Annotated in this window: 6 protein-coding genes and 4 pseudogenes; 4 read left to right on the forward strand and 6 right to left on the reverse strand. The window is 35.5% G+C overall.

Annotation, left to right across the window (positions count from 1 at the left end):
* Positions 1-120 precede the first annotated feature (120 nt).
* A pseudogene (terL, locus tag ABWU24_RS04955) lies at positions 121-561 on the reverse strand (phage terminase large subunit); the annotation flags it as partial.
* An 80-nt stretch (positions 562-641) separates the two neighbouring features.
* On the opposite strand from terL, the pseudogene ABWU24_RS04960 reads away from it, so the two are divergent.
* From ABWU24_RS04960 to ABWU24_RS04970, 3 genes and pseudogenes are all read left to right on the forward strand, one after another.
* Positions 642-983: pseudogene (locus ABWU24_RS04960) on the forward strand (IS630 family transposase); the annotation flags it as partial.
* Between the two features lie 58 nt (positions 984-1,041).
* Positions 1,042-1,834 (forward strand): IS5 family transposase gene (locus tag ABWU24_RS04965; protein WP_341815401.1). Its coding sequence is split into 2 segments (ribosomal slippage): positions 1,042-1,305 and positions 1,307-1,834, totalling 792 coding nucleotides; the frame shifts between segments, so codons are not numbered across the junction.
* A gap of 5 nt (positions 1,835-1,839) precedes the next feature.
* Positions 1,840-2,512 (forward strand): annotated as a pseudogene (locus ABWU24_RS04970) (IS630 family transposase); the annotation flags it as partial.
* A 2-nt stretch (positions 2,513-2,514) separates the two neighbouring features.
* Here ABWU24_RS04970 and ABWU24_RS04975 read toward each other — a convergent pair.
* Positions 2,515-3,486 (reverse strand): annotated as a pseudogene (locus tag ABWU24_RS04975) (terminase); the annotation flags it as partial.
* A gap of 69 nt (positions 3,487-3,555) precedes the next feature.
* Here ABWU24_RS04975 and ABWU24_RS04980 point away from each other — a divergent pair.
* Positions 3,556-4,647 carry an alpha/beta hydrolase gene (locus ABWU24_RS04980; protein WP_353274534.1) on the forward strand — a complete coding sequence of 364 codons (1,092 nt, stop codon included), beginning with the start codon at positions 3,556-3,558 and terminating at the stop codon, positions 4,645-4,647.
* Here the strand turns inward: ABWU24_RS04980 and ABWU24_RS04985 are convergent.
* The 4 genes from ABWU24_RS04985 to ABWU24_RS05000 form a co-directional block, all read right to left on the reverse strand.
* A protein-coding gene (locus ABWU24_RS04985) for an IS630 family transposase (RefSeq protein WP_353274341.1) occupies positions 4,607-5,612 on the reverse strand; the annotation gives its coding sequence in 2 pieces (ribosomal slippage) (positions 4,607-5,101 and positions 5,103-5,612; 1,005 coding nt in all). The two genes, ABWU24_RS04980 and ABWU24_RS04985, sit on opposite strands and share 41 nt — an antisense overlap.
* A 625-nt stretch (positions 5,613-6,237) precedes the next feature.
* A complete protein-coding gene (locus ABWU24_RS04990; protein ID WP_353274536.1) occupies positions 6,238-7,332 on the reverse strand; it encodes an AAA family ATPase in 1,095 nt (364 codons plus the stop codon).
* 135 nt (positions 7,333-7,467) lie between these two features.
* A complete protein-coding gene (locus ABWU24_RS04995; RefSeq protein WP_353274538.1) occupies positions 7,468-8,781 on the reverse strand; it encodes a hypothetical protein in 1,314 nt (437 codons plus the stop codon).
* Positions 8,782-8,785: 4 nt separating this feature from the next.
* On the reverse strand, positions 8,786-12,487 hold the full coding sequence (locus ABWU24_RS05000; RefSeq protein WP_353274540.1) for a collagen-like protein: 3,702 nt from the start codon (positions 12,485-12,487) through the stop codon (positions 8,786-8,788).
* Between the last annotated feature and the right edge of the window lie 30 nt (positions 12,488-12,517).

Genomic DNA, 12,517 nt, shown 5'->3' on the forward strand with positions numbered 1-12,517 from the left:
AGAGATAGAATTTTTGCGTAGTATTTATTTCAATAAACCCTAAAATATCATTCAGAAAATGGATAAGTTAAATAAGCTCAGTTAAAAAAATTATACACAATTCCGAGGAACCTTTTCAAGCTACAATGAACGTATAGCTACCACTCTAGCAATATTGTTTCTCACCCACTGAAGATATTGCATGGTACTGTCTACTTGATCGTCGTGACGGATTTCTGGAAACATTAAAATCTCATACTCAAAGTCGCTAAGCCATACTGCTTGGTTAGGGAGAAAAACCCGCTCAGATTCTATAATTGGGACAATTCGGTGAAATCGAGTTAATTTGTCATCATGTGGTACTATTTGAATAATAGGTAAATCACTGTTTTTCCTGAGCTCCTGAACCAATTGCTGACCGCTTGCTTTTGCTTCGATTAAAATTGCGTGTGGCTTCCACCTTGCAGCCAGCGATAGAACTTTCTCTTTAAGTTTTGGATATTCAAGTTTTGCGCGATATACATCGAGTAAATAGAATGTATTATCTACTTTTGTCCAGGTAGTGCAGACACTAAAGTCATACCAATTCCCACTATATAAAGAACAGATAGACAATAATGGGAAAGAAGTGATACTAAAGTAGATAAAATAGAGAGGTATAAATGGCATTAAGGTCAAAACTATTAGACGAAAAAGTTGTAAATTTGGCGAAAGAAATGTTAAAAAAGGTCAGAAATAACGCATATGTTTCAAAAAAGTTACAAGCGGTGATAGCAGGAAAAGAAAGTAGTATAAGCGCTGTGGCAAGAATATGTAAAATTTCAAGGACTGCTTTGACTGAATGGATAAAGCATCTAAAATTTGGTAGAGTAGAAAGATTATTTTCCCCGTCTCAGCGGCGAAGAAAAAGCAAATTAAACAAAAATCAACGTGAGCAAATTGAAATATGGGTAGAAAGAAATCCAAATATTACTATTAAGGAAGTGCAAATAAAAATCTCAGAGCCTGTACGTGATCTCAAAAAAGGGATAGAATGAGAGGATAAAGTATATAAAGTAGGATATGCGAAGTTTATATCCAAGTGATATAAGTCGAGAAAAGTTTGAGATTATTGTAGCAGATCTGGAGTCTTGCAGGAAGAGGACAAAGCCAAGAACACTTGATTTATATCATGTATTTTGTGGAGTGTTATACGTCTTAAAAAGTGGCTGCCAGTGGAGAATGTTACCAAAAGAGTTTCCAAAATGGCGGAATTGTTACGACTATTTTAAGAAGTGGAGTGAAAAAGCAGATGCAAATAAAGAAAGTGTTCTGGAGCTGGTATTAAAAAAAAATAGTTGGCGTGGTCCGACAAAACAATGGTCGGAAAGAAAAAACCAGCTTCTGCATAATTGATGCACAAAGCGTAAAAAATGCAGATACTGCTGAAGAAAAAGGCTATGATGCAGGCAAAAAGGTTTCAGGAATAAAACGCCATATTGCGGTAGATACACAAGGTTTACCCCACGCAATTTATATAACAACGGCAGAAATAACTGATCGTAGTAGCGCTGTGAGAATGGTTAAAAATGCTAAAGAAAACCTATCTGAAGTTAAAAATATACTAGTTGATGCTGGCTACACAGGAGAAAATTTTGCAACACAAATAAAAGCAACTATTGGCGCTACCGTTGAAGTAATAAAGCGAAACGAATTACACACCTTTGTCGTATTGCCGAAAAGATGGGTTGTTGAGAGATCTTTTGCTTGGTTGCAAAAATGTAGGCGATTGTGGAAAAATTGCGAGCGGAAACTCAACACTAGCCTGCAAATGGTCGTTCTTGCTTTCGCTGCTTTGCTTCTGAAAAGATTATGAACAGGCTCTCAGAGGAATTTGGCCTAAACATTAGCAAATCAACAGTGCACCGTGAGATACAAAGGATGAAGTTTTCTTACATAACACCGAGGCCAATTCACCATAAACAAGATAAAAACAAGCAAGAAGAGTTTAAAAAATACTTCAATAAAATAGTCAATTCCCACCCTGAAAAGGAGGTATTTTTTTGATGAATCACGATTTGGAACTCATTCAAAAATCGGACACGGATGGTTTAAAAAAGGGGTCAGAACACAGGTTAAAATGAAAATTGGTAGACAAAATTTCTATATCTACAGTGCGGTAAATCCAAGAAGTGGTAAGAAAATTAGCCTACTTGCTCCATATGTAAACACTGATTGTATGAATATATTTCTGGAGCAGATGTCGAAAGATTTAGGCACGAAAGAAGCCTTTCTTGTAATGGATTGTGCAAGTTGGCATAGATCAAAAAGTTTGAAAATTCAGGAAAACATTACCATCATATACTTGCCTCCTTATTCACCGGAACTGAATCCTGTTGAAAGGTTGTGGCAATATATCAAATACAATACTTTACGCAATAGTATCTACGATACCATAGGTTTACTTGAAGATGTTTTGTGTAATTTTATTGTCAATATTTCCAGTACTACTATTAAACGAGTTTGTAATGTTTCTTATTTGTTCGGTCAGTAATGGATTTTGGTATCACTTGTATTGTTTGTTGAAATTGCAGTATCCCAACTTTGTGTTACATGCAAGAGGCTATCAGGAAAATTTTTATAGCGCTTCAACCACTCTCGTTTAATTATACCACTTGAAAGTGGTAGAGGGTTTTGTTGGTATTGAGCAGCAAAACCATAACTCCCAAGCTCAGCCTTTATCATCTCAATTTCTTCTTTTCCTTCATTGAGGGAATATAGCAATTGACCTTCTTCTCTTGAGTATATTTCCTGTTCATGCTCTGGAATATGATTATTAACTGAATAAATAATCTCCTTATCTTCAGCTATTATTGGTAAACAGACATGATGCCATATGTTTCTTGGTTTACAGAGGAGGTGACCAGTTAAATCTTCTAAATGGAGTCTGTGCATCACAAGAACGATAACTCCTTTTTTTCTGTCGTTGAGCCTGGTTACTAAAGCCTGATCAAACCAGTTTGCAGCACGCTTTCTAAATGTTTCGCTCAAAGCTTGTGCGGGACTTAGTGGATCATCCACGATAATGAAATCTCCACCTTCACCGGTTAATGTTCCTCCAACTGAGGTTGCAATTCGACATCCTCTCTGCACTGTTTGAAATTTATATTTAGTGTTTTGATCTTTGCATAATTCTACTTTCGGAAATAGCTCTCTATACCAATCAGATTGCATTATGCACCTTGTATCGAGTGAGTACTTCTCGCTAAGCAACCGAGAGTAACTTGCAACTATTATTCTTGCAGTTGGCTGATTTCCAAGTATCCATGCGGGCCATGCAACACTTACACAAATGGACTTCATTGAACGTGGCGGCATATTGAATATTATTCTTTTCACTTCACCTGAACTTGCTGCTTCAAGCCTATCTGCTATGACTTTTATATATTGATAATCATTATACTCACACCCCGGCACTACCGTTTGAAAGCATAATTCAATGAATTTGAGAAGGTTTATATTGTTCATAAAATTAAGGTTTGTTGATTTTTTTAAGATTTTGTTGTGTAATTAAATCAGCATAGTGAGGGTTAAAATATGAAAGAAATAAGAGAGCAAACTGAGAGAGAATTTATAAAAACTCAAAACGGGATGAAAATCCATACAATTACGCTTCCTAGTAAAAGTATAAACAATCAAAGTGAAAAACATCTGATATACTTTATTGGCGGAAATAAATCATTCAGTCCTAGCAAAGACTATTCCCAAAACTGGGATTGGGCTACAGATCAAGGGATTACTGTACATCTTTTTAATTATTCTGGATTTGGCTTAAGTAAAAATAACTCATTGATACGTAGTAATAGAGTTGAATCAGGTATAACAGTTGTAACTAATTTATTGGAAAAAGGCATAAAACCAGATGATATCATATTGTTCGGAAACTGCTTAGGTGGACATGTAGCAGCAGAAGTTTATAAAAATTTTAAAGATAAGGATATACATCTAAGATGTATCGTTAATAAGGCTGCTAGTTCACTCAAACAAGCTTCTCTTTATTATTTTGGATTCATAGCGAAATTAAAAATTTTTCTTGCTCCGATAATAAAATTAGTACTAAAGGTTTTTGGGTCCCATTGGAAAACATATAAAATTGTTAATGCAATTACTCCTTACACGATGTACTTCAATCAAGAAGGAGATAGGACGATTAAACAGCCAGCGCAACTTGCAACAAAAATAGAAAAAATAGAGCAAAGCGGTAGAAGGAAAGATTACCAAAAGAAAGAAGTGTTTGAAGGTTTTGAAGAATATGAAGAATTTTTCAAGCAGCATACAATATTAAGAAAAAATGATGAGTGTATTGATTCGAAAAAAGCTGATAAAGATATACATAAATTGCCAATTACGTGTTTAAAGTCTTCCAACAAAACTGATTACACTTTTCCTGAGCTGATTAGTTTTTATATTCAAGTAACAGATGAGTATTTTTCTAAGCATGGCTCATTAAATAATGAAGAGAAGGTTAAAGCATTTAAAGAAAGTAAATTTTATAAAGATTTTTCAAGCTGTAAAAATTCAAAGGGCTTTTTTCATAATCACATGAAGAAGCAAGAGATGTCATTTCAGCATGTGATACCAAAATCCATTACTGACCGAACAAATAAGAAACATTACAAACTCGTTTAATAGTAGTACTGGAAATATTGACAATAAAATTACACAAAACATCTTCAAGTAAACCTATGGTATCGTAGATACTATTGCGTAAAGTATTGTATTTGATATATTGCCACAACCTTTCAACAGGATTCAGTTCCGGTGAATAAGGAGGCAAGTATATGATGGTAATGTTTTCCTGAATTTTCAAACTTTTTGATCTATGCCAACTTGCACAATCCATTACAAGAAAGGCTTCTTTCGTGCCTAAATCTTTCGACATCTGCTCCAGAAATATATTCATACAATCAGTGTTTACATATGGAGCAAGTAGGCTAATTTTCTTACCACTTCTTGGATTTAACGCACTGTAGATATAGAAATTTTGTCTACCAATTTTCATTTTAACCTGTGTTCTGACCCCTTTTTTAAACCATCCGTGTCCGATTTTTGAATGAGTTCCAAATCGTGATTCATCAAAAAAATACCTCCTTTTCAGGGTGGGAATTGACTATTTTATTGAAGTATTTTTTAAACTCTTCTTGCTTGTTTTTATCTTGTTTATGGTGAATTGGCCTCGGTGTTATGTAAGAAAACTTCATCCTTTGTATCTCACGGTGCACTGTTGATTTGCTAATGTTTAGGCCAAATTCCTCTGAGATTTTTATTTGCACTTCCTTAATAGTAATATTTGGATTTCTTTCTACCCATATTTCAATTTGCTCACGTTGATTTTTGTTTAATTTGCTTTTTCTTCGCCGCTGAGACGGGGAAAATAATCTTTCTACTCTACCAAATTTTAGATGCTTTATCCATTCAGTCAAAGCAGTCCTTGAAATTTTACATATTCTTGCCACAGCGCTTATACTACTTTCTTTTCCTGCTATCACCGCTTGTAACTTTTTTGAAACATATGCGTTATTTCTGACCTTTTTTAACATTTCTTTCGCCAAATTTACAACTTTTTCGTCTAATAGTTTTGACCTTAATGCCATTTATACCTCTCTATTTTATCTACTTTAGTATCACTTCTTTCCCATTATTGTCTATCTGTTCTTTATATAGTGGGAATTGGTATGATAATAGAATCTAGGGAAAACAATACCTTTTTTAACAAGTAAAAGAAGGCTAGTTGCTCTTAACTTGACGCGTATACTTTCTTCAATATTTTAGCCATCTGTATCTGTTCAGATGCATGCAAATATTGAAACCAGTGTTTCTTTTCTTATCATCCGAGTACTGGGATCCAGAAGAATTAATTGTGAACAAATAGCTATACGATATTTTCAATAAAATTACAAAAAAGCTGGATTCCAGACTGGAATGACACCGTCATAAACTGTTAGGTCTTCATAATGTCATCCCAGTGTCCTCTTTCTCTTGTCATCCCAGTACTTGATACTGGGATCCAACTAAATTGGTGAACACTTTACAGCATTTTTGATGGAAAGAACTAGATGCCAGTGTCAAGCACTGACCATTTTTTCCTTAAGTTTTTGCAGCTTGTGTTCTATTACAAAACCACTGTGGTACTAACGAGTGGCAAAATGATAGCAAATCCAAGTTTTAAATTTTATTTTCAATAACGAAATTTGGCACATCTTGCTACACTTCCAGTTTTTATTGTACAAAAGAGGCTTCTGTCTGTGTCTGACATGAAGGTAATGTTATTCTCCCTCTTCCTTGTCCTGGATTTAGCTTGTGAAACGCGTGGTTAAAATCTTCATTACTCACTACCTTGGACTTTCTTTCAAGTGCAGCGTATATTTTTGCTTCATTGACTAATTGTTCTAACTCAGCTCCAGAATAGCCTTCTGTTTTTTCTACAATATCTTGAATATTTAGCCTTCCATCAGTTTTTGTATTTTTGGTATAAAGCTCCAATATCTTTTGTCTCGTTTCCACATTTGGATTAGGTATATGAACCCTTTGACCTAAGCGTCCAGGCCTAATAAGTGCTGGATCTATCTCATTGACCAGGTTAGTTGCACCAATTACTATTATATCTTTTCTGCTCTTAAATCCATCTATTTCAGTTAGTAACTGTGTTAAGCTCTCTCGACAGTGGTAAGCTGAGTTATTAGCGGTACTTCTTTTTTGGGCAACTGCATCTATTTCATCTATGAATACTATACAAGGAGAATATTTTCTCGCTACTTTAAAAAGCTCGCGTACAGCATGTGCACCATGACCAATATATACTCCAATAAGTTCTGGACCTGAGATACTTATAAAATTCATATTTGATTCACCTGCAATTGCGCGGGCAATAAGTGTTTTACCATTTCCAGGAGGGCCGTGCAGTATATAACCTTTTAGTGAGTTAATGCTTTCACTTCCAAACATCTCACGCATTTCTTCTGTCATTTGGTTACAGCAAATAATCTGCAATCGTTGTTTTAAGGAATCGTCAATTATAACATTAGCAAATGTTGTTTTATTATCTGAATTAGCTAATTCTATTTCTATAGGCAGCTCTACTTCCTTCATTTTACTAAATACTTGATCATATATAAACCAAGCGATAAAAAAGAAAACAATGAGTAACACAAAAGGCATAGCTGCGCTAATATAATATGCAGCCAGCTCATATCCTTTGCTGAGAAACATTGTATGCATATAGGCAAACAAAAGAGCAATAGAGACCATAATTGCTATGCATAGTAAACAGATAGCAATTCTTTTGAGTAATTCTGAGATTTCAATTTTTTTCATCTTACTGTCTTATATCGATTTTAAACTGAGAACAATTTTATTTAGATTAAATACTAAAAAAATATACCCCTACACTTCTTTGAATTCTACTAAATTCACTTTTAAAAAGCAATTATACATATACTTTGTGCGTGGTTAAGATAGCTCTGGAATAGTGTAAAGAACTATGTCATCATTGAAGAGAAATTCATCTGTTGTTTTGTACTCTTTATTAATTTTATAAGAATCATAAACATCGTAATCTGCTTTTGTATGGTAATCACAATATTGAAACTTACCCTCTTTATTGAAAAAGCCAAATTGATCAATGAATGTAGCCATTTTCTCACGTTTTGCTAATTCAAATACATTGACTGGGCAGTGACCTGGAGAATTCGGATTAGTAGTTCCTTCCGCAATAAAAAACGATGGTTTACCGTTAAGTAACTTGCAGAAATTTGGCTTATATTCCTTTTTCATACAGTTTAAACTTATATATTGATATTTATCTGGAATATTTGAGTATTGAGGATCATATTTTTTATGTTCAAAAAATTCATTACCTAAGAAATTACAAAACGTTAATTTATAATCATCATTATTACTGGACTTTACTACTTTAAGATAATGAAAGTCTCTAGGAATTTTTATCTCTTCTTCTGTAACGTGATTATGTATGACCAATTGGTCATCAAGCATGCAGTAACCTATTTTTGGTAAAGTAGCTACAAGCTTACCATTCAACATGATATTTGCTTGATAGATATCATCCGATAATTCTTTTCCCTTCTGCAAAGTAAAATCCTGCCCTGCCTTAGCTGGTGCACTGCACTGCTCAGTCTTAGTTAAGTTTTTTATTATTGTTGATACCTCACTAATTTCTAATATATCATGTTCATTTTTTGTGTATTGATACTTATAGCAACTACCATCTTTACATACTGGAAGACATTTTCCTTCTTCATCTGATATATAGATATAATCACCTTCTATTGTAAAATAAAGTCCACCTTTTTCTTCTTTAATCTTTTCTAGTACTGGGTCACTTTCATCGTAAAAATTGATAAAATTGAGCATTCCAATTAAATTATTTCCTTCATCATCACTCATTATGAGTTCAATACTAAAATTATTACTGTCTTTTATGTACTTACGTGCAATTAACGCTTCTTCTCCTAATTTAAGCTGTTTTATAATATTCTCTTGATTCTCGCCTATGATAGCTTTTTGTTCTATAATAAAGTCCGTGCCATTTAATTTCAGAGGTGAGTTATTTGTAAATAAAACTATCTCATTACCCTGCTTCTTTAACTTTAAATCATTAATATTCCCTACTTCAACTGTACCAATGTGTGAAGAAACAGTATTAACATTACCATTTTCCTTTACTATATAATACGCAGTGGGAAGTTTAATCAATTTTTTATAAAGCGGACTTTTATCGTCTATTTTAAATATATGTTTTTCCATGATATTACCTTAAATAACCAACAACTTGCTGATTAATGGCACTGAGGCTACTAGGAGGAGCAACATAACTCATAAAACTCCTTGGCTGCTCATTATCTGCAATTATTTTTTCAGTATTAACGAAAGCTCTTTGTTGTTCATTTAATCTTTTTTCCATATGATCTTTAAAAGTAAACAAACATTTACTAGTTTGTTTGTAATTAGGGAGTGATTTTTTCGCAGTTACACACAAGAACTTCAACAACTCGTTATGATTTTCATCATTAAGTAATGACTTATTGATAATGGTTGACTGCAGTTCTACTGGATCAAAATTTAGACTTTTCTTTGAAATGCCACATTTCACAGCTGTTGCTCCTAATACTTCTTCAAATTTTGTTACAATATCTGCTGCATTTATTATTTTTGCTACTTCCTGTATTTCATTTTTTACTTTATATTCATCCTCTCCTACCGCAGGATAAAAGAAATTTATTATTTGAGGTATAAATGAAGTTGGTCTGCTTGCTCCGCTTGTCACTGATGACTTTTTAATTTCCCTCCTTTTTCTACGTGCACCACAAATTTGATCTGCTGGATTTGTTCTACAAAATATATCTTTTGTTTGACTATAGAGCGCCTCTGTGTCTCTTTGCGATCGCAAAGCTTGAGTGTTAAAATTTTTAGCATTTTTTGTTAAATTAGCTGTTTTATTGTGCAGTTCTTCGACTTTGTTTGCAAAACCTTCTGAAGCATTTTTAGCTGCCTCTGCTGCTTCTTTAGCACCCCTAATTTCAGTCCTTGTCTGATTAATCTCACGCAAAAATTGATTGGCAACGTCAGCACCTATTCCATCTTCTCCCTTGGAACCTGGCAATCCATTCGCACCTGGAGCTCCGGTATCTCCTTTTGGACCTTGTGGACCTGGCATACCCTTAAGACCAGATCTACCAACCTGACCTTTGGGCCCTTGAAGACCTATATCACCTTTGTCACCTTTAGAACCTATCTCTCCTTTCTCACCCCTATCACCTTTTATTCCTATAGCTCCGTCTAATCCTTTAGGACCTATATCTCCCTTTGTTCCATCAATACCTGGCTCACCTTTTATACCTTGAGGACCAATATCTCCTTTTAATCCGTTTATACCCGGCTCACCCTTGTTACCTGTAAGACCTTGTGTACCATTGAAGCCTCTTAGACCTGGCTCACCTTTAGGACCTTCTGGACCTTGCAATCCATTCGTGCCTGGAGTTCCGATCTCTCCTTTCTCACCCCTATCACCTCTATCACCTTTTATTCCCATGGCTCCGTCTAATCCTTTAGGACCTATATCTCCCTTTGTTCCATCAATACCTGGCTCACCTTTTATACCTTTAGGACCTATATCTCCTTTTTCTCCCTTTGGACCTTGGACTTCTCCTGGATTTTTCCTTAGTTCTTCTGCAATGCTTTGTGTTAGCCCGGTATTATTTGCAAGGTTTTCTACTAATGTATGATTAGCATCACTTAGTAACACATCTGCTAGCTCTTCCATTCTGTTATCAGCTAGTGCAATGGCTATTCCTGTTTGAATATCTTGATTACTAATAATTCTTCCTGCAACTTGCTTCTCTAATACTAAATCTCCGCCTTGGTCACGATATTCAAGCACCTGATTAGCAATAGTGCCATTATTAATTAATTTTTGTGCAACTTTTTCAGGACTTGCATCTCTACCTTTATCACCTTTAGACCCAGTATCTCCTTTGTCACCTTTAGAACCTATCTTTCCTTTCTCACCCATATCACCTTTTATCCCCATGGCTCCGTCTAATCCTTTAGGACCAATATCTCCCTTTGTTCCATTTATACCTGGCTCACCTTTTATGCCTTGAGGACCAATATCTCCTTTTAATCCGTCTATACCCGGCTCACCCTTGTTACCTGTAAGACCTTGTGTACCATTGAAGCCCCTCAGACCTGGCTCTCCTTTGTCACCTTTTGGACCTTGTGCACCTGACAATCCATCTGTTCCAGTATCTCCTTTAGACCCAGTATCTCCTTTTGGACCTTTTATCTTTCCTGGATTTTGTCTCAACTCTTCTGCTATTCCTTCACGTAAGACAGGATCATTTACTAGCACTTTTTTATCTTGATCATTTTTTGCTTCTAGTACTGCTTTTCCTATTTCACCTACTTTTTGAGTGTCAAAGAACTGATGAACAATATTTTCAACTATTGTTTTTGCTGCATTCACATCGCCTTTTAATTTGGCATACTCAAGCAAATACTCAATTAATTTTTCCTTGTCTATTTCTTGCTTCACGATTTCTAGAGCCTTTGGCTGCTTATTTAAATCACTATGAAGCAGAAGATACTTAGCAAGTGCCCAGTCGCTCACCTTATCTTTTATAAGATTGTTAGCTTCTATCTCGCTCATACTGCTTCTATCAACAAGTAGTTTAGCAAGCTTTTCTGCAAATTTTTCATATTTTTGGAAGGCTATAGGATCGGGATTATTTTTCTTTGTGGCATCGCTTGTTATCTTACTCACAGTATCTTTTATAATGTTTTTTGCTTCCTCTAAAGAAAGTTTACTTACTACTCCTTCAGTAAGTTTTGCTACATCAATTTTATTCACAAGTTCCTGCGAATTAAGATTAATTTTACCGGCAATCTGAGTTGCGAGATTTTCACCTTTGATACCATTTGCGTTAAGAACTGCTGCTCCTAACTCAGCTTTTTTACTGGTAACTAATTCAGTTGCAATTTCTATAGCACTTGAGGCATCTCCCTTCTCACCTTTTGAGCCTTGAGAACCAGGTTGACCTTGAGAACCAGATTCTCCCTTGTTGCCTCTTTGACCCAAATGGCCTGGTTTACCTTTTATACCTATCTCTCCTTTCTCACCCATATCACCTTTTATTCCCATAGTTCCATCTACTCCTTTAGGACCAATATCACCTTTTTGTCCTTGTATGCCTGGAGAACCTTGATCACCTTTATTACCTCGTAAACCTGGAGGACCTTGTATACCTTGAGGACCTGGTAATCCAATATCTCCTTTTGATCCAGGTGCACCTGGCTCTCCTTTGTCACCTTTAGAGCCAGTATCTCCTTTAGAACCTTCTGGACCAAGAAAACCTCGGTCACCCTTATTACCTTTGGAACCTTGCTCGCCCTTTAACCCCGGTTCACCGTTACGGCCTGATTCACCCTTTTGGCCTGGAGGACCTTGTACGCCCTTAACTAACGCTTTTAAAGAATCTTCTCGCTTTACACGCTCACCAAAAAAATGTGCTATTCTTTCTGAAAATCCCATGGAATTAAGCTGATCTTTTTCCATTATAGCTACTGCTAAAGGATTTAGATGGGTTCTGTTAGAAGAAAATTCGGTAACAACTTGATTAATACTTGGAGTTATTCCATTAGTGCCTTGATTCCCTTTTTCTCCTTTAGGTCCTATAGGACCTTTATCTCCTTTTGATCCAGGCGCACCTGACGTTCCAGTATCTCCTTTAGAACCTTCTGGACCAAGAAAACCTCGATCACCCTTATTACCTTTGGAACCTTGTTCGCCCTTTAACCCCGGTTCACCGTTACGGCCTGGTTCACCCTTTTGGCCTGGAGGACCTTGTACGCCCTTAACTAACGCTTTTAAAGAATCTTCTCGCTTTACACGCTCACCAAAAAAATGTGCTATTCTTTCTGAAAATCCCATGGAATTAAGCTGATCTTTTTCCATTATAGCTGCTGCTAAAGTATATAGATGGGC

The sequence above is a fragment of the Wolbachia endosymbiont (group B) of Hofmannophila pseudospretella genome (genome assembly GCF_964028515.1).
In the GTDB taxonomy this organism is placed as follows: Bacteria; Pseudomonadota; Alphaproteobacteria; order Rickettsiales; family Anaplasmataceae; genus Wolbachia.

Bases quoted from the DNA above. Each gene is read 5' to 3' on its own strand.
- ABWU24_RS04980 (WP_353274534.1), top strand. From the start codon at position 3,556: ATGAAAGAAATAAGAGAGCAAACTGAGAGAGAATTTATAAAAACTCAA.
- ABWU24_RS04995 (WP_353274538.1), bottom strand. From the start codon at position 8,781: ATGGAAAAACATATATTTAAAATAGACGATAAAAGTCCGCTTTATAAA.
- ABWU24_RS04990 (WP_353274536.1), bottom strand. From the start codon at position 7,332: ATGAAAAAAATTGAAATCTCAGAATTACTCAAAAGAATTGCTATCTGT.
- ABWU24_RS05000 (WP_353274540.1), bottom strand. From the start codon at position 12,487: ATGGAAAAAGATCAGCTTAATTCCATGGGATTTTCAGAAAGAATAGCA.